Origin of the sequence: Endozoicomonas ascidiicola (assembly GCF_001646945.1) — a bacterium.
GTDB classification, from domain to species: Bacteria; Pseudomonadota; Gammaproteobacteria; order Pseudomonadales; family Endozoicomonadaceae; genus Endozoicomonas; species Endozoicomonas ascidiicola.
This window is the reverse complement of record NZ_LUTV01000005.1, coordinates 685,487-710,296: the sequence shown is the minus strand read 5'-3', so window position 1 is coordinate 710,296 and position 24,810 is coordinate 685,487. Positions and strand designations below refer to the sequence as shown.

Annotated in this window: 41 protein-coding genes; 2 read left to right on the top strand and 39 right to left on the bottom strand. The window is 50.3% G+C overall.

Annotated features, from left to right (window positions below; all coding sequences use genetic code 11):
• Nucleotides 1-15 precede the first annotated feature (15 nt).
• The 18 genes from AKL11_RS16965 to AKL11_RS16885 all read right to left on the bottom strand — a co-directional run bounded on the left by AKL11_RS16965 (nt 16) and on the right by AKL11_RS16885 (nt 9,897).
• Entirely contained in the window at nt 16-513 is a 498-nt protein-coding gene (locus tag AKL11_RS16965) for a hypothetical protein (RefSeq protein ID WP_067519587.1), read from the bottom strand.
• A 9-nt stretch (nt 514-522) separates the two neighbouring features.
• The gene (locus tag AKL11_RS16960) at nt 523-936 is read right to left on the bottom strand and encodes a hypothetical protein (RefSeq protein ID WP_067519584.1); all 414 of its coding nucleotides are present in this window, start codon (nt 934-936) and stop codon (nt 523-525) included.
• A 22-nt stretch (nt 937-958) separates the two neighbouring features.
• A complete protein-coding gene (locus AKL11_RS16955) occupies nt 959-1,870 on the bottom strand; it encodes a hypothetical protein (RefSeq protein WP_067519582.1) in 912 nt (303 codons plus the stop codon).
• Between the two features lie 12 nt (nt 1,871-1,882).
• Nucleotides 1,883-2,098 carry a hypothetical protein gene (locus tag AKL11_RS16950; RefSeq protein ID WP_067519580.1) on the bottom strand — a complete coding sequence of 72 codons (216 nt, stop codon included), beginning with the start codon at nt 2,096-2,098 and terminating at the stop codon, nt 1,883-1,885.
• Entirely contained in the window at nt 2,088-2,255 is a 168-nt protein-coding gene (locus AKL11_RS25260) for a hypothetical protein (protein ID WP_157673622.1), read from the bottom strand. Before AKL11_RS25260 ends, AKL11_RS16950 begins: the two co-directional genes overlap by 11 nt.
• The gene (locus AKL11_RS16945; protein WP_067519578.1) at nt 2,227-5,064 is read right to left on the bottom strand and encodes a toprim domain-containing protein; all 2,838 of its coding nucleotides are present in this window, start codon (nt 5,062-5,064) and stop codon (nt 2,227-2,229) included. The genes AKL11_RS25260 and AKL11_RS16945 overlap by 29 nt, the downstream gene beginning before the upstream one ends.
• Entirely contained in the window at nt 5,051-5,257 is a 207-nt protein-coding gene (locus AKL11_RS16940; protein WP_067519576.1) for a hypothetical protein, read from the bottom strand. Before AKL11_RS16940 ends, AKL11_RS16945 begins: the two co-directional genes overlap by 14 nt.
• Before the next feature lie 60 nt (nt 5,258-5,317).
• The gene (locus tag AKL11_RS16935) at nt 5,318-5,542 is read right to left on the bottom strand and encodes a hypothetical protein (protein ID WP_157673621.1); all 225 of its coding nucleotides are present in this window, start codon (nt 5,540-5,542) and stop codon (nt 5,318-5,320) included.
• Nucleotides 5,543-5,647: 105 nt separating this feature from the next.
• On the bottom strand, nt 5,648-5,923 hold the full coding sequence (locus AKL11_RS16930; RefSeq protein WP_157673620.1) for a hypothetical protein: 276 nt from the start codon (nt 5,921-5,923) through the stop codon (nt 5,648-5,650).
• The gene (locus tag AKL11_RS16925) at nt 5,916-6,251 is read right to left on the bottom strand and encodes a DUF7673 family protein (RefSeq protein WP_095210457.1); all 336 of its coding nucleotides are present in this window, start codon (nt 6,249-6,251) and stop codon (nt 5,916-5,918) included. Before AKL11_RS16925 ends, AKL11_RS16930 begins: the two co-directional genes overlap by 8 nt.
• Nucleotides 6,251-6,580: a carbon storage regulator gene (locus AKL11_RS16920; RefSeq protein WP_067519569.1), complete on the bottom strand. Its 330-nt coding sequence runs from the start codon at nt 6,578-6,580 to the stop codon at nt 6,251-6,253. Before AKL11_RS16920 ends, AKL11_RS16925 begins: the two co-directional genes overlap by 1 nt.
• A 9-nt stretch (nt 6,581-6,589) precedes the next feature.
• Nucleotides 6,590-6,913, bottom strand: a complete 324-nt coding sequence (locus AKL11_RS16915; protein WP_067519567.1) for a hypothetical protein — start codon at nt 6,911-6,913, stop codon at nt 6,590-6,592.
• Nucleotides 6,910-7,551 (bottom strand): tyrosine-type recombinase/integrase, encoded by a 642-nt coding sequence (locus AKL11_RS16910; protein WP_095210456.1) that lies wholly within the window; start codon nt 7,549-7,551, stop codon nt 6,910-6,912. Before AKL11_RS16910 ends, AKL11_RS16915 begins: the two co-directional genes overlap by 4 nt.
• Nucleotides 7,548-7,808: a hypothetical protein gene (locus AKL11_RS16905; protein WP_067519565.1), complete on the bottom strand. Its 261-nt coding sequence runs from the start codon at nt 7,806-7,808 to the stop codon at nt 7,548-7,550. Before AKL11_RS16905 ends, AKL11_RS16910 begins: the two co-directional genes overlap by 4 nt.
• Nucleotides 7,809-7,973: 165 nt before the next feature.
• Nucleotides 7,974-8,453, bottom strand: a complete 480-nt coding sequence (locus AKL11_RS16900; RefSeq protein ID WP_067519562.1) for a phage regulatory CII family protein — start codon at nt 8,451-8,453, stop codon at nt 7,974-7,976.
• 241 nt (nt 8,454-8,694) lie between these two features.
• Entirely contained in the window at nt 8,695-9,351 is a 657-nt protein-coding gene (locus AKL11_RS16895) for a hypothetical protein (RefSeq protein ID WP_067519560.1), read from the bottom strand.
• Nucleotides 9,352-9,422: 71 nt separating this feature from the next.
• On the bottom strand, nt 9,423-9,644 hold the full coding sequence (locus AKL11_RS16890; protein ID WP_067519558.1) for a hypothetical protein: 222 nt from the start codon (nt 9,642-9,644) through the stop codon (nt 9,423-9,425).
• Between the two features lie 55 nt (nt 9,645-9,699).
• Nucleotides 9,700-9,897, bottom strand: coding sequence for a ribbon-helix-helix domain-containing protein (locus tag AKL11_RS16885; protein ID WP_067519556.1), 198 nt, complete (start codon nt 9,895-9,897; stop codon nt 9,700-9,702).
• Between the two features lie 228 nt (nt 9,898-10,125).
• Here AKL11_RS16885 and AKL11_RS16880 point away from each other — a divergent pair, with 228 nt between their 5' ends.
• On the top strand, nt 10,126-10,845 hold the full coding sequence (locus AKL11_RS16880) for a hypothetical protein (protein WP_067519553.1): 720 nt from the start codon (nt 10,126-10,128) through the stop codon (nt 10,843-10,845).
• A 171-nt stretch (nt 10,846-11,016) separates the two neighbouring features.
• Here the strand turns inward: AKL11_RS16880 and AKL11_RS16875 are convergent, their stop codons facing one another.
• Nucleotides 11,017-11,265, bottom strand: a complete 249-nt coding sequence (locus AKL11_RS16875) for a hypothetical protein (RefSeq protein ID WP_157673619.1) — start codon at nt 11,263-11,265, stop codon at nt 11,017-11,019.
• A 165-nt stretch (nt 11,266-11,430) separates the two neighbouring features.
• Between AKL11_RS16875 and AKL11_RS16870 the strand changes: the two genes are divergently transcribed.
• On the top strand, nt 11,431-11,784 hold the full coding sequence (locus AKL11_RS16870) for a helix-turn-helix domain-containing protein (RefSeq protein WP_067519549.1): 354 nt from the start codon (nt 11,431-11,433) through the stop codon (nt 11,782-11,784).
• Here the strand turns inward: AKL11_RS16870 and AKL11_RS16865 are convergent.
• From AKL11_RS16865 to AKL11_RS16770, 20 genes are all read right to left on the bottom strand, one after another.
• Nucleotides 11,771-12,787, bottom strand: coding sequence for a contractile injection system protein, VgrG/Pvc8 family (locus AKL11_RS16865; protein WP_067519546.1), 1,017 nt, complete (start codon nt 12,785-12,787; stop codon nt 11,771-11,773). The genes AKL11_RS16870 and AKL11_RS16865 overlap by 14 nt on opposite strands.
• A gap of 20 nt (nt 12,788-12,807) precedes the next feature.
• Nucleotides 12,808-13,014, bottom strand: a complete 207-nt coding sequence (locus AKL11_RS16860; protein WP_067519544.1) for a tail protein X — start codon at nt 13,012-13,014, stop codon at nt 12,808-12,810.
• Complete coding sequence (locus tag AKL11_RS16855) at nt 13,014-13,409, bottom strand: phage tail protein (RefSeq protein WP_067519542.1); 396 nt, start codon at nt 13,407-13,409, stop codon at nt 13,014-13,016. The genes AKL11_RS16860 and AKL11_RS16855 overlap by 1 nt, the downstream gene beginning before the upstream one ends.
• 8 nt (nt 13,410-13,417) lie before the next feature.
• Nucleotides 13,418-15,157 (bottom strand): glycine zipper domain-containing protein, encoded by a 1,740-nt coding sequence (locus AKL11_RS16850; protein ID WP_067519539.1) that lies wholly within the window; start codon nt 15,155-15,157, stop codon nt 13,418-13,420.
• A 60-nt stretch (nt 15,158-15,217) separates the two neighbouring features.
• Nucleotides 15,218-15,562, bottom strand: a complete 345-nt coding sequence (locus tag AKL11_RS16845) for a phage tail assembly protein (protein WP_067519537.1) — start codon at nt 15,560-15,562, stop codon at nt 15,218-15,220.
• Nucleotide 15,563: 1 nt separating this feature from the next.
• On the bottom strand, nt 15,564-16,070 hold the full coding sequence (locus AKL11_RS16840; RefSeq protein WP_067519535.1) for a phage major tail tube protein: 507 nt from the start codon (nt 16,068-16,070) through the stop codon (nt 15,564-15,566).
• Nucleotides 16,071-16,116: 46 nt separating this feature from the next.
• Complete coding sequence (locus AKL11_RS16835; protein WP_067519532.1) at nt 16,117-17,277, bottom strand: phage tail sheath subtilisin-like domain-containing protein; 1,161 nt, start codon at nt 17,275-17,277, stop codon at nt 16,117-16,119.
• 124 nt (nt 17,278-17,401) lie between these two features.
• A complete protein-coding gene (locus AKL11_RS16830) occupies nt 17,402-17,836 on the bottom strand; it encodes a hypothetical protein (protein WP_067519530.1) in 435 nt (144 codons plus the stop codon).
• A gap of 2 nt (nt 17,837-17,838) precedes the next feature.
• Nucleotides 17,839-18,741 carry a hypothetical protein gene (locus AKL11_RS16825; RefSeq protein WP_067519527.1) on the bottom strand — a complete coding sequence of 301 codons (903 nt, stop codon included), beginning with the start codon at nt 18,739-18,741 and terminating at the stop codon, nt 17,839-17,841.
• Nucleotides 18,741-19,778: a phage tail protein I gene (locus tag AKL11_RS16820; protein ID WP_067519525.1), complete on the bottom strand. Its 1,038-nt coding sequence runs from the start codon at nt 19,776-19,778 to the stop codon at nt 18,741-18,743. The genes AKL11_RS16825 and AKL11_RS16820 overlap by 1 nt, the downstream gene beginning before the upstream one ends.
• A complete protein-coding gene (locus tag AKL11_RS16815) occupies nt 19,771-20,658 on the bottom strand; it encodes a baseplate assembly protein (protein ID WP_067519523.1) in 888 nt (295 codons plus the stop codon). Before AKL11_RS16815 ends, AKL11_RS16820 begins: the two co-directional genes overlap by 8 nt.
• Nucleotides 20,655-21,008, bottom strand: a complete 354-nt coding sequence (locus tag AKL11_RS16810; RefSeq protein ID WP_067519520.1) for a hypothetical protein — start codon at nt 21,006-21,008, stop codon at nt 20,655-20,657. The genes AKL11_RS16815 and AKL11_RS16810 overlap by 4 nt, the downstream gene beginning before the upstream one ends.
• Nucleotides 21,009-21,557 carry a phage baseplate assembly protein V gene (locus tag AKL11_RS16805; RefSeq protein ID WP_067519517.1) on the bottom strand — a complete coding sequence of 183 codons (549 nt, stop codon included), beginning with the start codon at nt 21,555-21,557 and terminating at the stop codon, nt 21,009-21,011.
• Nucleotides 21,550-22,092: a hypothetical protein gene (locus AKL11_RS25255; RefSeq protein ID WP_067519515.1), complete on the bottom strand. Its 543-nt coding sequence runs from the start codon at nt 22,090-22,092 to the stop codon at nt 21,550-21,552. Before AKL11_RS25255 ends, AKL11_RS16805 begins: the two co-directional genes overlap by 8 nt.
• Nucleotides 22,089-22,586 carry an HK97 gp10 family phage protein gene (locus tag AKL11_RS16795; RefSeq protein WP_067519513.1) on the bottom strand — a complete coding sequence of 166 codons (498 nt, stop codon included), beginning with the start codon at nt 22,584-22,586 and terminating at the stop codon, nt 22,089-22,091. Before AKL11_RS16795 ends, AKL11_RS25255 begins: the two co-directional genes overlap by 4 nt.
• Nucleotides 22,580-23,194 carry a hypothetical protein gene (locus AKL11_RS16790; RefSeq protein ID WP_067519511.1) on the bottom strand — a complete coding sequence of 205 codons (615 nt, stop codon included), beginning with the start codon at nt 23,192-23,194 and terminating at the stop codon, nt 22,580-22,582. The genes AKL11_RS16795 and AKL11_RS16790 overlap by 7 nt, the downstream gene beginning before the upstream one ends.
• Nucleotides 23,187-23,417, bottom strand: a complete 231-nt coding sequence (locus AKL11_RS16785; RefSeq protein ID WP_067519508.1) for a hypothetical protein — start codon at nt 23,415-23,417, stop codon at nt 23,187-23,189. The genes AKL11_RS16790 and AKL11_RS16785 overlap by 8 nt, the downstream gene beginning before the upstream one ends.
• On the bottom strand, nt 23,417-23,926 hold the full coding sequence (locus AKL11_RS16780) for a hypothetical protein (protein WP_253705218.1): 510 nt from the start codon (nt 23,924-23,926) through the stop codon (nt 23,417-23,419). Before AKL11_RS16780 ends, AKL11_RS16785 begins: the two co-directional genes overlap by 1 nt.
• On the bottom strand, nt 23,892-24,287 hold the full coding sequence (locus AKL11_RS16775) for a D-Ala-D-Ala carboxypeptidase family metallohydrolase (RefSeq protein ID WP_095210454.1): 396 nt from the start codon (nt 24,285-24,287) through the stop codon (nt 23,892-23,894). The genes AKL11_RS16780 and AKL11_RS16775 overlap by 35 nt, the downstream gene beginning before the upstream one ends.
• 6 nt (nt 24,288-24,293) lie before the next feature.
• Nucleotides 24,294-24,779 carry a hypothetical protein gene (locus AKL11_RS16770; protein ID WP_067519504.1) on the bottom strand — a complete coding sequence of 162 codons (486 nt, stop codon included), beginning with the start codon at nt 24,777-24,779 and terminating at the stop codon, nt 24,294-24,296.
• Nucleotides 24,780-24,810: the final 31 nt, after the last annotated feature.

Here is a 24,810-nt window from a genome sequence, read left to right as displayed (position 1 = left end):
TATTTTTAAACAGCTTTAGAGAGCCACCTCAACCGGATAAACCTTATCTTCCCATTTCCTTTCTCTAACAACTTTTATCAGCTTTCGACGAATCAACCCCTGAATCGTTTGGGTTCCAAAATGCCAGGCAGGTACAGGGGTGTTAGTTATATGAGAGTGCCTGATCTCTACCCCCGGAGCAGACCAAAAGCCACCGGTGTATTTAATCAGGCGACCATGCTTTAACAGTCTGCTGTAAGCCTTTTGCATTTTCGGTGATAGCTGGCCTGCTTCTGATAAAAGCCCATATTCAACAACTTCCACCAATTTACTGGCATGAACTCTTTGCTTATCAGAACAATGCCCATCTGGGAAAGCGACAATCACAAAGACAAATTCATCTTTGTATGGCTTTCTGCCTGCCCATGCCTGCAATTCTTCCAATGAGTAAAACAGGTATTGACGACACCCTGTTTTCAAACGGAATACCAGAGCAATGATTTCGCTATTTGAGTCGTGTGATTGAGTCATCATCTTTCTCCCTTACCACCCATTCCTTTCAATCCGCTCTTCTTCCCGCTCCCTTTCCTCCCGAGCCTCCTGCGCCTTTAACTCCTTGCGAGCCTTCCGAAGCACCGACTCCAACAGCTTGATCAGATTCTCCCAATAGCTGGAGCCCCAATCCTTGCCAATACCCTTGAGCACAGAAACCTTGGTCAGCTCCATCTGGTTCAGATCGGATGGGTTCACCACTTCAAACTGGCGCAATTCAACAGAGCCCTGAACGTTAATCTCCGTATAAAAGAAAAGATCCGATGTGCGGTACTGGCCGCCGATGCCGCCCTCCCAGTGGTAACCGCAGATATCCGGCACAAAGCGAACGGGGAATGGCTTGTCCTGCTTCTGACCTTCGTAATACTTCGATTCCGGTCTGAGGTTGGCAAATACTGTGGACATAATATGCTCCTGATTTTATGAGTTATTGTTTTCCGGTTAATTCAAAGCCCTGCCCCTGGCGGCGCATGGAACCTTCTTTGAGCAAAATATTGAATGCACTTTTAACTACTGGATGCCGGGCGCCTTCTTTTTTCATCACTTCGCGAACAACCGGCCTCTTTCCATAAGCACCTGAACGAGCACGTTCAGTAATAAGAGAAACCTTTTCATCAAAAGGAAAAGAAGGAGGAGTGAAGCCTGATTGCACGTCGGGCAGAGGATTGTCTTTTTCTGTTTTGGCCGGTTTTGTTTCTTTCACCGGCAACGGCGTCTGAAAGCAACGAATAGCGCAATAATCCAGCAGCCAGGCAATCACCAGCCACACAGGCCAGCGCATCCAGTCCGGTGCGTTATTAATGGCTGCTTCCACAGAACCGGAAGGCGCAACGGATACCGAAGCCTGTTTCAACTGTTCCAGCTTCTCCAGCAAACCATCACGGCGGGCGGTTTTCTCTTCAACACTGGTATCCAATGCACTGAGACCACGGCCACGGTAGTTGCCATCGGTGTCGCGGTCAGACACCTTCAGGCGTATATCAATCTGCCGGTTCAACTCGGCTATCTGGCCCTTGAGCTGTTGCACCTGAAAGTCATCGTTCTGTAACGCCTGCAACTGTTGCGCCGTTGCAGAGCGTTGCAACTGCCATGCGTATTCAATAAAGGCAGCCGTTGCAAACATCGAAACACCCATGAGCAACAGCCCGATCAAACGATCCTGCTTCCGGCGGGCAAACAGGAACAGGCAAGCCTGTAACGCAACACCGGCAACCATGGCCATTCCCTGTTCCACCGGCGACTGCACCAATCCGGCAAGCGCCAGAACCAAAGCAGCGGTAGAGACCAGGGCCAGCATCAGGCCGAAGATCCACCGAGTGTAATATTCCGTATAGGTCATGGGGCAACCTCCCTAAAGCGCACAGTCAGCGCAGTAAAAAACATCATCTTCATAAACGATGTTTTCCGGTTCCATTTGGCTGGTAACCGCGCCACATTCTCCGCAACGGGAATCATGGCAAGTGTCACACAGCGTTAAATCACGGGAATGCCAGGCATTGGCCGGTTTCTCTTCTGTGCCTTTGATCAATTCCTTACAGCCGTCGCATTTAAAATTGCTATCTTCCATCCTTCTTCTCCACTAGCTCGATCAGTCGTTTCACATCCCCCAGGAACAAAATGCGAGCGGTCTTTCTGCGGTGCTCTTCCGGGGTTCGGGTTCTGGTGTCTTGCAGGGCTTCCAGTTCCATATTGGTTTCAATGAGCGCCCTTTCGTTGGTTCCCATTGTTGCCTCCAGTGGCTTCTGGTTTTTTAGGTTCAGGGTCATAACTAAGATCCGGAATGCTCACACTCAGCCCGAACCGCTCCAACTCTTTCAGGGAAATACCAAACAGGTGGGTGGCGCGTCTTTGTCCGATGGTGCGTTCCTTATCCCGGAACTCATCCGGGCAGACGCCGGCCTCCTTCACCTGACGGGAGAAAACCGTGGCACTCTTCACAGGCATGGCATCGAACTTGGCTCGCAGGCTGTTACTGGTAGACATGTGCTGCATCATGTGGGTAAAGCGGATGAACAACAGGGTGTCGTCCGGGTCGGTTGGGTGCTCTTCAAACTTGTAAGGGAAGCGGAAGTTACCAGAATCAATCTCACCCAGAATGATTTCCATAATCCAGACCCAGGGCTCACGATCGGCGCTGGTTTCAGTAACGTGGGCGTTCATGGCGCTGAGCAAATCCAGGGGGAAGTCACCCTGATTGGTGGGTATTTCCAGAAAGTCGCAAAGCAGACGCCAGGCGCAATAAATGGCAGCGTAGTTGCCCACCATCCGGTTTGCGCCATCGTCTTCGCCACTGGTGGCGCTCTTATCCATAAAAAACTGACGGCATTTGCTGTACAGGTCCATCACGGTTTTGCGGTCCATGGTGGCGAGCCAGCGAATCCATTCCCGAACCGGGAAGCGGGGCAGTTCTTCGGATAACAGGCCGTTCTGCCGTTTGGTCAGATCCGAGCGCACCACCTTGCCCAGCAGGGTATTTACCGGCACATCCTCACCGGCCAGCAATACCGGAGCACACTGCACATACTCAGTCATATCCGTACCCCGTCGGGTAACGGTGTACTGATAGCACTCCTGCAGCATGGCCACGGCTTTATCAATGATGTCCTGTCGCCGTGCAGAGAGCTCTTCCCAACCCACCGGATGGCCGGTATGGGAAACAGACGTTAGCAAGCGGAATTCAGTTTGCAGGCTCTGGCCACCAAACATGGTCATGCCGGCTGTACGTTCCAGTCGTTTCACCAGGGTGGATTTACCAGCAGCCTTGCCGGCCTGAAGCACAAAATGAGGCCAGAAGCCGAGAAACACTTTCAAGTGAGCGCCCAGCACCCAAACCAGGGGAATCAATGAAGCGTTGAACTTAAAGCTGTCCTGATAGGCTTCCACCACCTTCCGGCCTTGATGGATAGAACCGGAAGGGAATTTCAGGTTGTGATAAGGGCACTGCTTTTCCGGTTCGGTGAAATAACAATCCGGCCCTTCATTCAATACCGGGCGACCATTACGCCAGGCAAGCCCCACAAAGTTGATGGCATCCCGTGCGCCGATATCCGTTGCCCGTTCCATAATATTGAGCATGCGGGAGAAACGGGCAGCGGAATAAATAGGGCCAAACTTTTTCCACTGCTCCGGGTTGTGCAGCTGTTCATCCTGAAATACCCGACGCTGCAGGCGCTGACCATGGCGGGGAGTTTGAACCGTAGCGGCAAAAATTGTATTTGGCTGGGCGTCTTTCTCACCACTCATGGTGGCGGTGGCGCTTTGAATGGATACACGGCTAAGGCCAGCTATCCGAAAACCGCAAAGATCCTGATGGTCTATCTTGTCGTTGCCGTCTTCATCTTTACCGATTTTCAGAAACTGACTGAAATCTTCTTTAACCCGAAACTTCCAGTAAACCGCATAGTCATGTGATGGCAGAAACAGGCGCGGTTTACCGGGGGCTTTGCCTTCACTATCACGCTTGCCCTGATAACCAGGAATTAACCAGGGCTCAACTTCTTGCAATGCGGAGGCCAGCGCACTGCTGCCAGCGCTCGAACCGAGATTACAGAGAAAATCATTCAGGTCGTTAATGCCTTCCCATTTACCGCTGCTGATCTTATCCACAAACAGACAAGGCATATTCATGGATGTCAGTTTTTCATGGACGCTCCAAGCGGCCTTATCGCCGGGGCAATAGCCGGTTTTCTCGTCGGGCGCGTCGTTATCAAAGGCAACCACCACCCGTTTACCTTCCAGAATGCTCCAGTCCTTTTCATGGAGATTACTGGCACCCATCACCGCCAGCGCCGCCCAGCCTTTTTTAGCCAGCGTGGTGCAGTGTACCGACAGGGCATTCATTGGGGATTCCACCAGAACAATGGTGTGGGCCTGCTTAATCAATTGTGGATTCAGGCACCAGAATGCGGGTCCTTTTTCACCATGACAGTGGTTTTTTACGCCGCCATTAAGTTCCTTATCGAAGTAGCGATACTCCAGAGCTGTCACCCGTTTACTGGTGAAATCTCTGCAGATAAACGCCACGGCAGGGCCGCCATGGAACTTCTCGCCAGCCTTGAGTTTGGTGGAGGTGTAATCGGAATAACCCAGAGTGCGTGCAGAAATGGCCTGCTTCACCACATCATCGGATAAACGGCGTTGGTCGATCAGATAAGCACGGGCGTCTTCAGGGTTTTGCAGCACCTGATCCGCCAGCCACTCCTCTTTTGTTTTTTTACGGACGGGCGCGTCCGGTTTATCCAGGGGAATATCAAATTCATTGTGCAGCCAGCGCAATGCCTCGCCAGTGTCTGAAGCATTACCAACATAGATCACCAGATCAATAATACTGCCGCCTTCGTCGGTGGCGTGATCTTTCCAGCGCAACTCACCACCGCGACTGAACACTGAAAAGCTGGCGTTTTTATCCTTGCGCACCGGTGAGTGGTACATGGCCGCACCACTGGTTTTTATACCGCCATCCCGCTTCATATCCAGCCGATCACACAATTCATTCAGGTCGATCTGCTGCTTCAGTTGCTCAATGCTGGCCATAGAGCGCCTCCTTCACATCGTCAGCGTCTACTTGAATATCACCGTTAAAGTGTTCTTTCAGTGTCTGGAAGGTTTCATCCTGCAGCAGCTCCGCCACTTTGGGCTTGCGGGCTTTTAAATGCTGCCATGCCTTTCGCTTCTGCGCCGGTTTCAGCTGGGAGAGCGATATCTTTCTTCCTGTGCGAGTCTTCATTCCTGTTCCTGATTTTCCGCGCCATCTGCCAATAGCGTTCTTTGTTATTGATGCTGACGGTTAAGAGCAGCTATTCACCAGCTTCACCCGCTCGGCTTCTGGTTTATTGCACTGCCCGGAGTCGGGGCAGAGTGGACGATCAGCGGCAAAGGCCGGACGACATTTGGCGGGTATCTGTCTGCCAGTGCAGATGCTCGCCGGGTAGAAATGACAGCGAAAACCCAGAAGGTCATCGCTTTTGCTGTGTCTTTGTCGGTTCTGTTGTCTGTGCTGCTGTCTGTCCATGGTCTTGTTCTTTCTGTTCAGTGTCTGGGCGGGGTTTCCGGTAGATCGCCTGCCCTGGCTGCTTTGGCACCAGTTCATAGCCGGTGCCATTGGGTTGGTTGCGAATTACGAACATCGAATAACTCGTTTAGTGAACAGTGGCGGTAACGTCGCCCCCATCATTCCGGTGCTGGGCAGGGGATCAACTTTCCCCATATGGGCAATGCTCTTATTAATGTCATTCAACAGTTTCAGCACCTGCCGGGACTCCTGATCAGAAAGAGCCCCATCCAACGTCATGTGATGCTGACGAATATGGGAGATCAGCTTGCTGAATGCCTTTTCTTCATCACTGGTGATTTCCAGAGATTCAATCTCAAAGTCATACACGGGTTCAGCCATGGTCATTCCCTCTTACCTGGTAGTGCAGGTGATCCTTCCAGCGCTCAGCGATTTTCGGGAACAGTTTGTAATCATCAAACAGCTCCTGAGGCTCGATGCCGTCCAGCACCCGCAAATTGATCAGCAGCAGCGCTGCCTGATAGTGCTGTTTATCCAGAACACACATATCCCGAATACACAGATGAAAACTTGAGCCGTCGTAACAGCTCAGCAACACCTGGGCTGCTGCCGAAGCAGCACCCGTGTCGCCCATGGCCAGATCAACCAGGGAACGCACCAACGCCTGCGCTTGCTTCCGATTGCTCTGTTGGTTGGGTTGCGTAGCCACTAAGCCACCTCCTTTTTATTCAATTGTTTTTGTTGTTTGGGCTTACACGCTACTTCCTGCCCATTCATCTGTAGCCAGATCTCTTCGCGCCAGATCTTCACGTCTTTGGGCGCATCAATCAGAAACCGGACGAAATTGCTCCGGGGTTTGCTGATCACTTTCAAGCCAGCAGCATTGAACAACACGCCATGGTTCCGGTTGATCAGTACGCGCTCCTCACTGGACGACAGGGAGACATGGATATAGTCATTGCTGAAACCCAGCAGCTTCAGGCTCAGGGAACCGTTAATACGAATGACTTCTCCGGTTTTGCGGGTCAGTACCAGCATGAAATTCTCCTAAAATTGATAAAGCTGTTTGACCAGCCCGGCAGCCACTGGCCAGTGATCAATACTGGTGTTGGCTTCTTCAATCAGTTCATGGAACAGGCGCATTTCTTCCCGGCCAAATTCGGCTAAACCTTGCAGATCCACCGGAGAACGAAGCGCCAGACCGACAAAAATGGCGGCAAGCTGCCTGGCGTTGTCGCCTACCGGGTGATCAATCAACACGTATTGCAGAACCTGTTTCACCACCGGTGGTTGAATATCAATACACAGAGCAATAGACGCCTGTTGTTGTTCATAGTGAGCTTGATCACTTCTTGATAATTGGCTGTTCATACCGCAAACCTCCCGAAATCCTGCATCTCTTCTTTGTCTGGCTGGGTATAGATGGCCGTGGTCTTTAAATCTTCATGGCCAAGAAACACCTGAACCCGCAGTAATGTCCGGCCGACATCATCACCGGCCTCTACCTGTCGCTTTGCCCAGGTATGCCGCCACCAGTGGGGAGAGCCGGGAGCAACACCCGCCGCTTTGCACCAATGAGTCATGCGGGATTGGAAGGAACGAATGCTCATGCCTTTATGGTTGCGGGAGAGAATCAACGGGCGATCGTGGTAGGGAGTTTCTGGCCAGTCCTGTTCCTGAGCCATCTCCTTATGAATTTTCACCAGGGTGCGCAGGGCTTTAAGAATGTTCTTACTGGCAAACAGGCTCTGATGTTTATTGCCCTTGTTTATCTCCGGGCGAATTTCCAGCCGTTCACTGCGCAGTGCCAACATGGCATCACCCAGGGTGAGGCCAGAAAGCACACAAACCCGAACCGCCGAGTGGCGAGCCAACTGCATCCATGCCAGATCCCGACGGGCTTCGACACTGGCCTGTTGTTTCAGGCAGGCAAGCAGCCGCTTTTCTTCGGAATGGGTAAAGTAAGTATCAAACACCTGTTGTTTTCTGGTTTTTATATTCTGCTTCACGGCTTACCTCCTTCAGCTTCACCGATGGCCTGTTTCTGGTTCTGTTGCCTTTCCCGGGTTGCCCGGGCATAGAGCTTGATGATTCTTCTGAGCAAATCGTCATCCATGGCTTCTTCAAAGCTCATGGCATTCACCAGGGAGCTTCGTTGAAAGCACTCCGACATCTGCGCTGGTGTCACGTCCTGCTGCTCCAGCGTTATGCACAGCTGTCGCTTGGGGAATCGCTGCCAGCGGTGTTCGGGTCTGATACCTGGCATGGTGTGTTCTCCTGCCGTTCCTGGTACCTCGTTAGGAACTCGATTAGTTCGTCCTTAAAGAAAATACGAGCAGCTTTGGCAACATGCTTTGGGTCTAACACCTGACCGGGCGCAACATTGTCGGTAACCCGCTGAATCCCCCGCTTGCGAAGATCTTTCGGTATTTCAGCCATCGATCAAGGCCTCTAACCGGTTCATAAACAGAAAGAACTGCTGAACCTGTTCCAGGCCTTCTTTGAGAATCCGCTGGTACTCATGCATTTCGATGCGACCGTCTTCCAGAGTTTTGGACACTTCTCGGGCTACATCTCCGATCTCCGCATGCCATTTGGCATAGGCATTGAGTAACTCAACATCACTGGTGGTAGAGAAATCTCCCAGGGGAATAATGGTGTGGTTGAGAATGGCGGCAATGGCTCGCAGGGGAGCAGGGTCTTTCAACAGGCTTAACAGGGTAAGGGCATCGAACAGGCCAAGCTTGTGGCTGCTCATGGCGGGGTTTAGTTCGTTGGCAAGGGTGTTACTTCCTTTCCCCAGCGCCAGACTTAAGGCGTTTGTACCGCCGGGGTATTGCTCACAGGCTTTGCGGATCGCGGACAGTACCAGGCTGAAATCAGGCCGGGCAGTATCGGTTGATGTGGGCATTGTGACGTCTCCATTTCCATTCACATGGTTAATTGGTGGACGCCGAAGTACCCTTGACATACAGAAGATGTGCTAATATCTGCTGTGTGGCGAAAGTGTGCGAGCTATCGGTTCAGCCCTAGGGCTTTCCGGCGTCACTGGCAGGGCCTGCTAGCCTTGCCTGTAAAAGCCCCCCTGCCAGGGGGCTTTTTTTTTGCACCTTATAAAGGTGTTGTGCGAACTATCGGTTTAGTTGAAACCTTTAATGCTGAGATTTTCCCTCTTCCAGCAAATCGATTTGCATACCGTGTTTTTTCAGGGTTCCACCCATCGCATCATTAATTTCTGCCAGGGCTACCCGCTTCATCGAGGCATCCTGAATACGATCTACCCTTGCCAGCATTTTGCTCACCTGGTCAGCTTCAGCCAGTCGGTTCTGGCGAACCTTGTGGAGGTCAAGGTCTAAACCGACACCGTTAGCGATACGAGCGGCTCGCTCGGTTTCGAGGAGATATTTTTGAACTTGTTTGGCTTGATCTGTCGTTGAGTGCATTCCAGCAACTAAGAACGAGTCCCAACAGATGAGAGTGGCTTTTGTGTCTTTTGGACTTAGGTCTAAAGCTTCGATTAATTCAGACCGGACATTTTGTCCGAATGAACCAATGGATCGGGTAGGAATTTGAAGTCTGGTGAAAATTTTTCTCACACCAGACTCATCTGTATACCCAAAAACGCGGGCTAACGAACTCCTTCGTCCGTAGCAACGCCCCTCAATAAGCACTGTTTTGAAACCAAAATGCTCACCGGCACGTTGGAACAGCTCAGTTTCAGTCTTACGATCAATCTCACTCAGATAACTTTGAATGCCTGTGTTGTCGTCTGCCAGTACTGCGATTTGCAATTCAATCAGAGATTTCATATTCTTATGTCTCTTGTTTTAAGTATGTTTATTGAACCCTGCCAACTCCACATTGGTGGGGTTTTGTTTTTTCAGGCCGCATGATCTGCCTCGTTACTGCTTGCTTCACTTGCCTTATCAATGGGTGGCAAACCCAACTTCTTCTCCATGGCATTCAGACCATCTTCAATAATCAGTCTTGCCATTTGTGCCACCTTTCGACGATCTGTTTCCGCCAACCTCACTAAACGCTGGTCAGACAACTCATCGATAAACCGAAAAGTGCGAATAGGCAGTTGCTTGTTGCTTGCCATAATTTGCTCCCCGTCTAAGTTGATTAATCTTGCCCACTGTACGTTGGCGGTTTATTCAGGCCGCATGATCGTTTACGGCTTTTTCGCCTTCAGTGATTGGTGGCAACCCCAGAGCTTGCTCTTCTTCACTTACCGCCTTTTCCAACATCATTCGCATCTTCTGTGAGCGACTGCGATTCTCCGCCGTTGCCAGTCGGTCTATTCTCTCGGTAAGTTCGAGAGATGCTCTTGAACTGAGCAGAACGAATTGCATATTTGTCTCCTTATAAGGAATAATTAATGTAATGTGTCACACTGTGCAGCAAGTCATATATTTATGATTGTTTGCAGAGTCAGATTAATTTAAATCATGTATTTATAACTGTCAAAGCATTTTAATCACATTTTGATGACTATTTTTCTCGAGCGACTCACAGATATACTTCACGGGCGAAAAATAACCCCGTTTATTAATGACTTGGGTTTCTCGAGAGGGGTATCAATGCACATTACGAAAGGCAATATTCCCGGAGCAGATATTCTTGTCGCAATTCAGAGATCAGAGAATGTAAGTACAAACTGGTTACTCGAAGAGAAAGGCTCGCCTTATATCGTTGCGAACTTTGAAACTGATTTGCTCCTGGCTGAAGAGCTTCAGGCGCATGCAGAAGACGGCATATGGGAAAATGTTTATATTTTCACCGACGGTCGTCGGGTAGTTATCGAATTAACGACACCGGCTTACCATGAGTACAAAGGAAAGGGCATTAACTATACCGCCAGAGAGTTTATGGCTGGGCCTTTCGGTGACGAGACCTTACATTATTTATGGGATTCTTTTGCAGATAAGCGCCTTTACATTTGCTACATGGAACCGGAACCATTAAACGGTATTGCCACCGGAAGAGTTGGTCCTTACCAGATACACGGCGATGGTAAAACACTTGGGCTATATCAACCGGAACCAGTAAACGACAGGGATTTATCATTTGGACAGCTGCAAACCGTAAAACCCGTAGTGGAGAAAGGCGAAGTATCCATCACCTTGATGAGAGCAGTCATGCAAATGGTGAAGCAGTTGCAGGCCGATGAAGGTGTTAGCCTGAACCTGGATGATGAGATCAAGGTGATCGCTGCAGCCTATAAACATGCGGTAAAAAAGAATCTGGCACCGGCCGATCTGGACCCCCTTGTTGTACAGGGGATGATTGACGTTTTATAGACCCGCCAAGCACAACAGCCATCAAGGAGGATAGTATGTTGACTGAATGTAGAGAATGCCATCATTTGGTATCAAACCAAGCCCCTGCCTGCCCTCAGTGCGGTATTAAAGCTCCCGGTCTATCACGCAGGCAGAGAATCATCTCGTGGGTAGTTTTTTTGACTTTGCTACCTATTGGACTGATTGGAATGTTTGTTCTGTTTCTCCTGTTTGTTGGTTAAGCAGGTTTTCAACTTTCTGTTTATAAAACCCCTTGTACTTTTTTCGATGAGCAACCAATTTCACCCGAAGGCGCGCCAGAGATATCAAGCGAGCAAGGTTGTCACGATAGTTCTCCGTCACCATACGTTCTATGACCAAACACTCTGCCGCCTTCATTCTTTGGTAGTCAGTAATGCTGATACTTACCTTGGATGTCATGGTGTTCTCCTTTCTGGCTTCCTGCTTCAGGTTTCGTTCCATTACGCTATTTGTTTTGTCAATGTGAACTCAAGCCCTTCTGTCACATCGCCTACCCTGTAACGCTAACTACTTTTCAAAGGCATGACTACAACAAGCCAGTTCAAAGGTACTTGAGGTGCAGTAATGGCCGGGTCAACCGACTACCTCCCGGGAACAGCCTATAAACGATTGAGGTTTGCCCGGAACACGGCAGGCCTATCACAGAAGCAGCTGGCACAAATGATGAACCGAAGCCTGAGTGCGGTTAAAGAGTGGGAGAAGGATAGCTATCCGAAAACCATGCACTGCATCGAAAGGCTCTGTGAGATTCTGGATATCAGTATGGATTGGTACATAAGAGGCATTGGTCAAATGAGAAGCAAAAGAATCTGCCGTATTGAGCAGGAAATAGTGATGGAAGCTCAACGCTTAACCGATGAAGAAAAAGCGTTAATACTGTCGGTTGCCAAGCGAATGATCGGCGCTAAGCAGGGTTAGGCACCTGTTTTACCCGTTGCTTGGGATAACTGGCGGTAAAGCTCTGCCATAAGCCCTGATTATCCAGGGTTTCCGTTAAGGATTTCACCACCCATTCCCCGTTAGCCTGTGGTCTGCGATGACCGGTGATATTCACCAGGGCTTCTGCCCGCACATCCTGATTCACCGGCATTCTGCTCATAATAAATTCAAACTGCGCTCGCTGAATTTCATGGAGCGCCGCCCAGGCTGCTTGTCGGGCATCGGGTTCAAAATCGTAGAGCTGAGGCAGCACCTTTTGAGGTTGTTCTGATGACGTTTCGACAAACTGCTCACCACCGGCATTGAGGTTGCGGTAGTTGGCCCGTACCGAGTTCTGCCTGACCCGGCCACTGAGTTTCACATTACCGGCGGTTTCCTGATTAATGGGAATATGCACTGGCTTGATACTGTTACCGGACACACTTTTCCCGTCGCCTTTCTCAAACAGCACCAGTTTATTACCTACCGGTTTCATGGTGGCATCGTAACGACTGGCTAACCGAGTGAGCAGATCGGCATCGCTCTGGGCTTTCTGATCTTCAAATTCGATGGGGATGTTGTTGAGCTTTTCGGAAATGGCCAGATCAAACCCATGACGCACCGCAATGGTTTCGGCAATGGTGCCCAGAGTCATCTCCTGCCAGACGCCATCCCGGGGCGAGGTAAAGCCACCGCGTAAACGGGCACCGGAAGCGGAGAAAATCATTCGATAATCCGGAAAGGGAAACTCCACACCATCGAGCCGGTAGTTACCCCGATACACCAGATCAATATTACGGGTCAGTGGGTTGCGATAACCGATCCAGAGTTTTATATCCTGCTCTTTGGAAGGAAACGCCAGTTTGCCATTGTCGTGCAGCTCAATGGTCAGGCTGTCGGATTTGTGCCCGGCCTCATCGGTACGGCTGATGCTGATCAGGTTTTCCCGGATAATCTCTGTTCGATCTTTACCGCCTATGGTGATTTTAAAATCTGGCGTCATGGGTGTTCCCGTTATTCACATTATTCAAACAGATCAATGCTTTCGGTGGTGCCTGTGGCTTCCAGCACTGGCAATTCAATCACCAGCCCGGCGGGCAGTAGTATCGGCTTTTCGCATAAGCAGGGGTTGGCATTGAGTACCTTTTCCAACGTGCCGTTCAGGTGGCCGTAATACTGGTAACAGATGGCATCCAGCATATCCCCGTCTCTGGTGGTGTATTTGGCCATTATTGAACGGCGCCTCCGTATTGTTTCAGGGAGATTCTGAAATCAATTTTTAGGGGCACGCCTTGTTGTTGGAGTACGGTTTTACGCTGAGTAATTCGGCGAATGGTCCAGAGCCCCATATCCTGACCGGTACCCAGCACCAGTCGCAATGGTGAACCCTTGTCGGCTTCTGCTTTCATGGCTTCCACCTGACCCAACCCACCGCGAAAGTGAGGATAAATCACACCGGGTAATTCAAGTGAATCCAGCCCGGGGCCAATATAATCAGATCGGGGTTTGCCCTGAATAACCTCTTTATCTGCCCAGCGCCATTCGGAGGTTTCGTCCATCTCCTGCAGTGCTGCGGTAGTGGTGCCAAAACGATATGCACCCAGTGCCAGTTGTGGTTCGACCATAGAGCCCCCTAATAATCCGTTAGCTGTCGCTGTTGATCCCGGCGCATTTTGTCAGCGGCACGTTCCATTTCTTCACGCATCATTTGACGGGCTCGCTCTAAAAACTCTTCATCGCGCTCGCCTTCTTTCTGAATGAAATTCATATCACCCATATTGACGGTAACTGGGGAACTACTGGCCGCGGCCTTTTGTTGAATGCTTCGCTCCTGTTTCTGGAATTCCTGCAACAGGGCTCTGGCTTGCTGATCTGCCGGGCGCTCCTGATCTTCTGACAGGAAATAACCGGAAAGCGCACCACCCATACCACCAATAAGGGCGCCGACACCTGCGCCCACAGCGGTACCAACTACAGGCACAATGGAACCGATAGCAGCCCCGAGAGAAGCACCACCGGCCATACCCATCGCACCAAGACCCGTTGACCCCACCACCTTTTTAGCCGTGTCGTTGTCGGTATCTTCAAAAAGGCTTGCAGTGGAGCTGATCAGTGAACTACCAGCATCATCAAGAAAGGAATTCCAGAGGGCTGAGATATAGGTCAGGTTCGATGATGCGGTGTTTCGGTTCTCCATTGCCGCATTGGTCAGCGCTTTTCCATCACCCTGAGTACCAAGATAATTGTCGTAGTCTTTCCAGCCGTTTTGATAATCAATCATCATTGGCTTAATCAATTCGAATGCTTCATCACCAAAGACTTTAGTCAGCTGGGTAGGCAATCCTTCAGTGGCATCAAAAAGCTCTTTAAGAACGACTGACGGCAAACGCATTTGTTCCCCGGGTTTTGTTTGATCGAACAAATCCACCCCGAAACCTTCCAGTTCGTCCCGGTTTGCAAGCAAATCACGAGTCACCGCTTTTGAGGCACTCACTGCGGTATCTTTAGTACTGGTACCAGTCATACCAAACTGCAGTAAAGACATAGCTTCAACATTACCCTGAGTACCGGTGATGCCACGGGCTCCAAGGTCGGAAAGCACACGGCCACCCATACTGGAATAATCTTTCAGGGTAAACGCGCCTTTATCACCAAGCTGTTTGGCAATATCTAAATTTTCCAGCATCTCCTTTGCACTTCGAAGCCCCATTTTTTTATTCAGATTGGCAACCAGGCCACCAATATCCACACCGGTAGAGCCTGAACCCTGAATACCAATAGCCATGTTTTCCAAGTTTTCAGAAGCCAGATCCAGATCACCGGTCAGCTTTTGTATTTCTGCAATGGAGGCTTTCAGCATGGTAGGGTTTATCCGCATTTTCACGGCCATATCAAAAGTGCGGTTTTTCAGGGATTCAATTTTTTCAGCAGAGGCGCTGGAGTCAGTTTTCAGTCGAGTCCAAAAGGCTTCATCATCCACCAATTGTTTAGCCGAAAGCCCGACAGCCGCGCCGCCACCAATAGTGGCCACTTTGGTATTGATGGCATTGCCTGTGGCTTTGGCGGCTTTCTTTAAACGACTATGGCTTTTGGTAGCGGCTTTGATTTTGCGATCGTAATCACCAATGGATCGGGAAGCCCGTTTGAATGCCTGGTCTTCCCGCCCAATACTGCGAGTGACGTCTTTAACCGTACGATTCAGGCGACCCTGAGAGCGAGCCACCTGACCAATAGCCCGGGTATCTCTACCCGCATTGCCGATCATGCGCTTACGGGCATTCTCCGATTCTTTCGCCGTAGTACGAAAAGCCCGGATGGTGCGTTTATCCACCTCGCCAGTAATGCGAATACCGATGTCATTCTTCTGGGACATCCCGGGCCAGCTCCTTTAGTTCCTGCAGGGTTTCAAAGATTTCATGAACCGGTGTCGCTTTCAGCTCTTTGAGGCTGTGGCCTCCAAGGGCTTTGGCAAGAACAATGCACGCTTGTCGACATGATCGAACACCGGGCACATAAAAGCATCGAAGGCACTCTCCAGTTGCCTGAAGTCGTAAAACGCCAGAGAACGCACAAACTCTTCGGATGTTTCTGTGAGATTGGCGTAGAGCAGAATGTCCTTATGAACAGGGCTCTGCGCCATGAGTTGAGCCAACTCCACATCTTCCGTAGTGGGCGGCCGCATAATGACGGATTTTTTCAATTCACCACCCAGTTCTTTTGGTACTTGAAACTGGATGGGAATTGGCTGATAACCCACAGACTGTTCGCTATCACTCATATCAGTTACCAATCAGGTTATTAATGTCAGCCCGCAGATCCTTACCATCAACGATCAGTTGCCCACCATCGGCATCCACATCGAAGATAACTTCGCCTTTGCGCTCCAGTTTGTAGGTAACCAGCGTCATCTCAATATCGCAGTTGGAGAGTTTTTTGCGCTCAATGTCATCCATAGAGAAGTTTTTCAACTGCGCCTGACACTTCACCACAAAGCCTTCGGCCTCACCACGACCGGTCAGTGCCGAGCGGAAGGTGTACATCTTTTCTTCACCGTTGGTGAATTTGAACAGCTTCAATACCTGTGGGTCAGGCTCTGCCAGAGTGACTGTCATGGTTTGCGCTTCAATACAGCCCATGAAAATCTCAATAGGCGCTGCCATACCGCCCGCCATATATTCTTCCATCACCTTGGTGAAGTCGGGCAGTTTGATTTTGGGGACCAAACCGACTTTGCCGATGCCATCAGCAAACCAGTTGTAATCCGCCAGTACTTTTGGGGTTGCCATAATGTGTTCTCCCTTTCTGGTTTATGGTGCCGTTGAGTAGCCGGGGCTACTCAAAGATGGTGGTGGCGTAGTCATTGACGAAATGACTGGTGATCATGATGGCTTGCGCCACACCCGGAGGGGTGAAGTTGTAATCCATATAAAATTCACCAGCGAGAATCACATCAGGGGCATTCAGCTCCGGATCTGCGTAGGCAATACCACCCAACAGGTTCTTGGCGCGGGTTTCCCCTGCCAGAAAGTTGTTCTGGGTTTCCAGCACATCATCCACAAAGGTCTTGTTCATCTTGCGATCCCTTGCCCATTTCAGTGCAGCGGTGGAGGCATCGAGAATGATGTCGTTAATGCGCACATGGGTTGAGAACTGCCACTTCGGATCATCAGAACAGTTGTGATTGCCCCAGTACCGAAGACCACCGTCGTTGATAATGGTGCTGATCTGGTTGCTGTTGAGAATGTAAGCCAGGCAGCTGTTATCACCGTCTACAAAATCCACCGGATATTCAGTGCCGATAATAGGCAAAACTTTCCAGTTGGAAATGCTGGCGGAATACTCTTCCCAGGGTGTGTTGTCTACTTTTGCACGGAGCCCCGCAGCCACGGCAGACATCGGTACTTTTTCGGCCTTGGTGTTGATGACTCTTGGCCAACACACTTCGAGACGACGGGAACCGAAGTTCTGACGATAGACATTGGCGCCGGTTTCGGTGCTGCCGGGAGCGTCTGCGTAACAGAACCCACGGAGACGATTGGCCACTGTCTGCAATTTAGTGGCAACCGCCTGATCACTGGAAAAACCGGGAGCAATCAAAATACGGGGCTTGAGCCCGTGCATGGCCTGAACATTGAAGACTGCATCGATGCCGGTGCGCTTTCCGGTGGCATCGGTCCCGCCCAGAATGTTGGTGATGGCTGCTGCATCGTCGTCACCTTCTTCGGTACGGATGACAACAACAATAGCGCCGGTAATGGCCAGAATGATTTCCACCGCTGATAACAGCGTGCCGGTGCGCTGGCCTTTGGTATCCAGCTTGGCGGCTTTCAGGGGTGAGCCCGGAATCAGTACCGGTGTATTGAGGGGAAATACCGCTTCATCCGCATCGGGAGCGGTTCCCCAAATAACAATGGTACTGGTAGGTGCGATAGTGACGGGGCGGGGACCAGCTGCGCTGGTTGCGCCATAAATGCCGTGTCGAAACTGAGGCATTGTGATTCTCCTTCTCCTGAGAGAGTGAATCGCAATACCTTCGATGGCTTCTGCGGGTTGTTTGGGACTGCTGTTAGTTGGACTGCTGTTAGTTTACTGCTTGTGGTTACTGCTAATCAATGCACTAGCCTACGGGGCGTGGTACACCTTCCGGCCAGATCGGGCGCCATGACTGATCAGGGAAATCCGAATGCTCGTTAGGGCCGGTTTTTAACAGGTCGATGTAGTCGCCTATTTTATCCTGGGCTGTTTGGCGTTGTTCTGTCGTCCAGGTAGTGTGGCCGAATTTTGGGGTGAAGCAGCGGTCGGCTAAGGCCAGTTCCTGGTTGCGCCATTGGCGTTCGATGGTTTTATCTAGGTTTATAGGCTGATCTGGTAATGGTCTGCCAGTAATAGAGCCAGAAACATCTCCGTATAATTCTGTGCTCTGGTTACCAAGCAGTAATGCTTTTTCATGCTCCTTTTTGTTTGTTTTTATGGCATTTCCAGGTGGTTTATTAGTGATGTAAAACCCAGTAATTAAACCATTGTTATCAATCGTATAGAAATACTGTTTCACAGTCAGACCCTCCCCATGGCAACCCACCAGAAACTACCAACAACACCTCCGTGAACTTTCATTGCAGAAGTACTTGCCGTAATAGTTGTTATGGATATATGGCTCCCGGATTGATCGTCAATAGCATTGACGTAATGTATCGAACTAAAGGCAGCAGGAAAGAGCACATTATTATTACCATTATTTGCACCTTTACCGAAATAAATCCTAAATATACCGGCAATGGTAATACTGCTGATTTGAGGTGAATTAGAATGATTAGCCCAAACGCATACTTTTGAAAGAAGCCAGCCAGCTAATGTTTTAGGGGTCACGGCCACGTCGTTTATCTCACCTGCATTCACCTCATCCTGTGTGCCGATTCGTAAAAAACCTTTCAATAATTCTGTGGCATCTTTTGCGAATAATGATAGGCGGCGCTGGAGCTTCTTTGAAGTAACCCAATCAAAATCATCTTCCCCTTCATCTACCTTCGCATCCGTAGCAATCTGCCCAATCCCCAAAAACTTCTCAGTGGCCGGCGGATTAGTCAGCGTAATATCCCCCGAAGGCATTATGCTCCCCGGCGCCGCACTCAGATTCAGCTGCTCTGCCAGAGAAAATACCGAATCAGGTCCTTTACTCTGAAGTACCGAGCCATCATCACTTTGTGCGGTGGCAAACAACGCACCGGAGCTGACGTAAAACTCCATCTTGGTCACATCGTAACTTTCGTTCACGGTGGCATCGGTAGCGACGGTGTAAATCCGTGAGGGTTCGATCACGGACACACCTTGCAACGTCAGTTCTTTAACCAGGCTGCTGCCGTTGTACAGTTTGACTTTACTCAACGTCTCGCCGGAAAAACCGGAAGCCTGGGCGTTGATGGCGGCATCGATGCCGCTCTGGTGAATAGTGAAAGCCATTATTCCCAGTTCCCCCTGTGTAATACATGAATGGTCAGCCGTGATTGCAATTCCACCGGTGCCGATTGCACGGTACCCACGGTGAAATCAAAATGACTGCGTAATGGTTTGGCCTTGTTGATTGCGTTGATCATATCGGACTGCAAATCCCCATCGGGGCGAAAAGCAGCACTGGTGATGGTGCCGGGGGCGTTGTCGGGGACGGTTTCGCCACCATAATCACGACTCCAGCCTTGCTTGCCATTTTCAAACCGGGAATTTGTTATCAGTTGCTTATTGTCGAATAAATCCCACAATTCAACCTCTGCTACTTGCGCCAGCCCTGAACCTGAATAATTCACAATAAAGTGAGGGCGAACATAAACCGTTCCCTCTTTAAATGAATCATCACTGGTGCCGATTCCTGCAACCTCACCCTCAAAGGTTACCCAACCATCTTCAGGTTTGATCGCTACACCTTTAGCTGCACAATGAACACGAGGATAACCACCAATGTTTATCCCTTTGTATTCAGAGTCCAGAACAGTAATTCCTGCATAGAACTGACCACTTCCTTCAACTTTTCGAGTCTTTATTTTGAGCTTGTAAATTCGGCTTGTTCTGACAGGGATAGGATCTGCCCCATAAATAAAAACCTGTCCACTGATATCCAACACCGGCAACATCCGCTCATTATCCTGAGCCGATACATCCACCTTAAAAGTATGGGGTTTACCTTTTGGCGTGGTTTCCCACCATTCGGTGATATGCCCAACGGTACCAAACCGGGCAATGGCATTTTCCACCGCCAGGCGGCTGCCCTTAATACGGTGTTGATAGAGCGCATCATCAATGACCTGTCGTTTGATATGTTCTGGCCAGTTGTTGTTCCACTCATCCACTGAGCTTTGATAGGCGAGATAGGGCAGCAAATCCAACGGACATTTAAACGGGTCCCAGAATTCACGATACAGCACCGGAATGTTGTTCAACCGTTCATCCAGCTGAGCAACGGCGCGTTCCTGCCGGGTAGCGGAAGCGGGTAACAGATCAACCATTGGCCACCTCCAGCGTTAATTCAATAGCAGAACAGAAGGTTGAACCGGTATCGCCCGGATCAATACTGGCAACGGGTGAAACAAGATTCACATCAATAATGCCGGGCTGCTGAAGTGCCGCATAAATACCGGAGATGGAGGCTTTTACCTTCATCCGATGCACCAGTGATACGTATTCCTGAGCTTTGGCTCTGGCGGCTTCTAATGCCAGCGATGCTGTAGGGCCGGCAGCGGCAATCAATCGTGCTTCCAGTCGATAGGTGTGAACGGTGGCACTTTGAATCACGACTTCATCAGTCATCTGTCGGATATGGGGTTGCATCATATGCGCCCGAACCCGTGACAAAAGTTCTTCACTGCCGGTGCCATCCCCTTCCCGGGAAAGAATACTGATTAGCACTTGGCCTTCAGTAGGGCTTTTCTCGGCAGAGTCCAACACCATTGGGTCAGACGATAACGCATGGAAATGATAAGCGGATTCTGTACCAGCATTGGTTTGCCCTTCCATAGCCAGCAGGATTCTTTCCAGAAAACGTTCATCGTCTTCTTTAATCGGGTCAATGGGTGGTGTGGCGTCCGGATCACCGGGGTCAATCACCTGTCGTTCAACTTTCCAGCGGGCGCCCAATTGATCAAGGTCATTACCTTTTGCATAAGCCGGCATTACTCCCTTGCCGGATTCATTCACATACTGCCGCAGGTGCAGTTCCCGCAGTGATCCCTGGAGGATGCTGTTATAGGTTGGATCACCCACTCTCAGGTTATCCGCCAGCTTCGGATCAGTGGTTCGCAATACTGCTAGGCGCTGCTGAAAAATAGTGTCTACCGACAACTCTTCGACAAAGCGCGGTGGCGGCAGCTGGGAAAGGGGATTGCTCATAAACCGATGCCCTCCAGAGTCACGACCCGACCATCCACCAGGTATTCACCTTTCAATATCAGCGATACATCGCCGGTTTCGTTATCAATGGCCATATGCGTCTGGTGCAGTTTGAATTCGTCGTTAATCTCGTTGACCGGGTTGGCCAGTGTTTCCGCCGCTTCTGCGTACACATCTAACCGGTAGCCGGGCACGATTTTTCTATCCACCTGTTTTGGCATATCCGAACCGTAGGTACGCTTGATCACCAGAGTACCTTTGCGGGTACGGAACAGGCGCTGAATGCGTTGCTTCAGTTCCTGCAAGCCGGTGATTTTTTTACCGGTGATTTCATGGGTACCGATGGCCATTCAAGTCATCTCCGGAGCTGGGGGAACATGATTGCCTGTGGCGTGGGTGTTATAGGTGTCCCGCATATCATCCATAGAGGATTTTTTGTCGGTGATGTCTTTGGTGGAGGTGATCGGGCCATCTACAGCCAGCGGGCCTTTCATGTTGATGCCGCCCTGGCTGATAAAGTTGGTGGTTGCGGCAGCTGGCAACGTGATATTGAGCTGATGACTTTTGCTGTTGTACTCAAACATTGCACCATCTGGCATATCACGACGGAATACATCAGGGGAGTTGCTGTGCTGGCCGTGCTGATCGGAATCCACCGCGCAGATCACCACACCCTGACGACCGCCACCGGGGCGGGCACACAATACTTGCTCACCTTTTACGTAAGGGTCCCAACTGGCAGAACTGGCCATACGCTGAAAACCATGGCGAAGCCAATAGCTTTGCCTTGAGCTGGAAAACTTCACCCGATAGCGCAGAGGGTTTAACTTCACCTCATCGATGGTGCCGGTTTCCAGCAGCTTTTCCAGACGCTGATTAATGTCTGCCAGATCAATCATGGTCGTTCTCCAGCAGATGGGTGTAGTCGTCTTTATGGGCTGCGCCGATTTCCGGTTCCCGGCTGGCGTACATATTGCCGGTAAACTCTCGTCCATCGTCCCAGCGGTTTTCATTGATGCTGAGATCTAAAGGGCCGTATTCGCATTCCGCCATGTACCAACCTTCAGGGCATTCCACCTGCAGGCTGGTGACAATGTTGTTAATCCGCACCAGGGCGCCGGCATCACTCTGGGTAAAACCCTTGAGCTGTTGAATCATGGCCAGTTCCTGTTGTTCCAGCTGCAGGCCATCGCCGTTTTTCTGGTGAACACGGGTTAAGCCATAAATCAGCACTTTGATGGTGCTGGCGTAGGGATTGTCCGATGACATTTCACCCCGGTAGAGCAGGGCATGAATACCGATGTTTCGCTGTTCTTTTTTATAATGATCCCGGTCGCGCCATTCTCTGGTCACCAGTTGCTCCGGATCGGTTTGATGCACATAGGCTTCGAGATTGGTGCGCAGCTCTTCCATCACCTGATCGGTCATATTCATAAGCCCACCTCCGCCAGTGCGTTGGTGACGGACTGCCGCAACAGTTGCTCAATACGAGGGGTGATTTTTTCTGCCGCTTCATCATTAAACGGCTGTGGCTTAATACCATTGCGGGCAATGGAACGGCGAATCATAAACGCTAAGTCACGCTGATCATGGGCGGGATTGTTCGGAGTGATGCCTTTTACCCTGATCCAGTCAATCAATGCCTGCAGTGGCGGTGCGCCACCGGGCTGAGAACCGTTATTTATAAATGCGGCGTAATCAGTATTGGGTGCAGCAATGGCAGTCAGCTCACCATCCCGCGCACTGCGGATGCTGTTTACCAGTGTGCTGTGGGCTTTGGGTGCGTTGCGCTTCAGTTCTCTGGCGGCTTCCTGACCACCACGACCTACGCTCTTTTTAAGGTGCTTGCGCAGCGTCTCGGGGGCCTGCTCCAGAGCTCTACGAAATTGTTCATCGTTTAAGACATCGATAGAGAGAGCTCTTAGCATGATGCCCTCCGCTCAAAGTCGTTCAGGAATTCTTTATAGAGTGCTGCCGGTGTGCCTATTTTTGTTGCGCCGGAAACCATTTGCTTGCTGCTGATGGTTTTATCTGAATAGCGGATCGACAGAATCTTCATGGCTTCTGCCTGGGCCCGGAGTAATAGCAGATCTCTTTCGGATTCCGGTACTGTGGTTTCTTCTGTGCTCTCACTCAATACATGACGGGCGTAGTATTGATAATCAAACCGGCAGCCCGCTTGTCCCATCAACACATGATCGGGCGGAAATGAAAGAGCCAGCTGTTTCGTTTTTCCACCGGTGATGGATACCGTTGGCAACCGTTGTGGATAACCAGGCTGCCAGGGCTGATACATCTGGCGCTGTGCTAATCCCCAGCTGTGACATTTAAAACCGATCAGATCGGCAGGGGCATCGTAGACAGTGACGCCCTGTTGCAGAGTAACAAAGCTGTGGCGGGTGTAGTGTTTGAAACGTGCCAGCTCTGCCGCCGCCAGAGTAAGAAGCTGCTCGAGCATATCTTCCAGATACTCGGCAGAATCAGTCAGAGAGGCTTTTAAATCTTCTTTGAGGGATTGGAGGGACATATCAGTCATGGCGCCCCTCCAGTAGCTTTAATACAAGATCAAGCTTGGTTTCAATGCGGTTTTCCATGTCTTGCAGGAGCGCACGAATCTTCTGTTCTGGAATGTACTCTTCAGCTACTTTCATCTTCAGGTTGTAGAGCTGGGTGAACAGGAAAACATTCCATGCCAGCAACAGCCCACCGATGAACAGAATTAACGGCATTAGTGCTACGAGTGCATCCCAGAATTCCATTACTTATCCTTGCCCCAGATTTTGACAATGAGTGGCATAAGGTTTTTGACGGTTCTTTCACCAAACAAAAAACCAAGCACCAGCAAATTAATAACGATCATTGCTGTTTGTTGTTGCTCTGTTAGTTCCCAGCTGCTGAACCACTTGAAATCCAGATACATGCAAAGGAAACCCCAGACAGGTCGCTGGCACCCCCTAAGAAAAATAATAATCGGGCCCAAAACTGGAATAACTTTCAAGTCAGCAGCAGTGCCTTCAAGATCCTTGATTCTTTGATTAAACTCCTGAGCAGCTTCAGACGTTGCCTGTTCTGCCCTGGCTTCGCGTTTATCCTGAAGATTCTGCAAAGCCATTTGCACTTGTGACTTTTCTTTCTCCGACATAGATGGAGGAAAGTAATCTTTCACTGTGCTGAAAATCTCTTCTGCCAAGCCTCCGGTGAGTGTCTTGGCCAGTTTTCCAAGAAAACCCATATCAATAGCTCCAAACCCACGGACGATTTCCAACACGGGAAATATCCAGATGAATAAACCGACGACCATGATCACCTTTCTGGCTAACACCAATCCCGGTAAAGCAACTCATACGGGTTGCTTCCCGCAGTAAATGGTGTGCCTGCTGACCACTGACCAGAATATCCACAGCAACCCCTTGGCTATGAGTACCGGGGTTTTTCTTTCTGGCTTCCGTTGGATGGTTTTTGCAGCGGTAAGCGGAACTGATGGCAAAGGGAAAACCGCAGCGATTCCGTAATTCCTGAACCTGCTCCATCAACTCCGGGCTGATCTGCTTGCCCGACTCAGGTGAACAGCTGCCACATTTGCAAGCCAGCTCACCGTAAGAAAAGTTAGGCCAGGGAGAATCGCTCATTTTGGTTTACTCCTGACCGTCGCTGTCAGCTTCACCACGAACACTCAGCTCATGCTGAATCATGGCCAGACGACCTTCGTCTTCTGCATGAGCCATCAGCTCACCTTGAAGCTCTTCGTCGCTCATGGCCTTGAGTGTGGCGGCGAATTCATCCGCTTCTGCTTGCGCTTTGCGGGCTTCCGCTTCAACAGGGAGCGCGGCTTCCAGTTTCTTGGGTGGCTTGTTGGTTTGGTAATGCTCTACCACGGCGGCAAACTGCTCATTAGTGAGCTCGGGCAGTTGTTTGATTTCTTCTGCCTGATTCTGTTTGACGAACTCTTCAAGGCTCCAGACCGTTTCAGCAGATGACGATTTTGGCGCGTCCTGTCGATCTTCCTGGTTGGTTCTGGCCAGAATATACGAGGATTCAACCATACGGGTTTCCCCAGGCGGAACAGTGACACTGCCGAGATGCTGAGCTTTTTCTGTTTTGTTTTCGTAAGGAATTCTCATGGCTCCGGGTCCTTATTCTATTGGGAGTTAC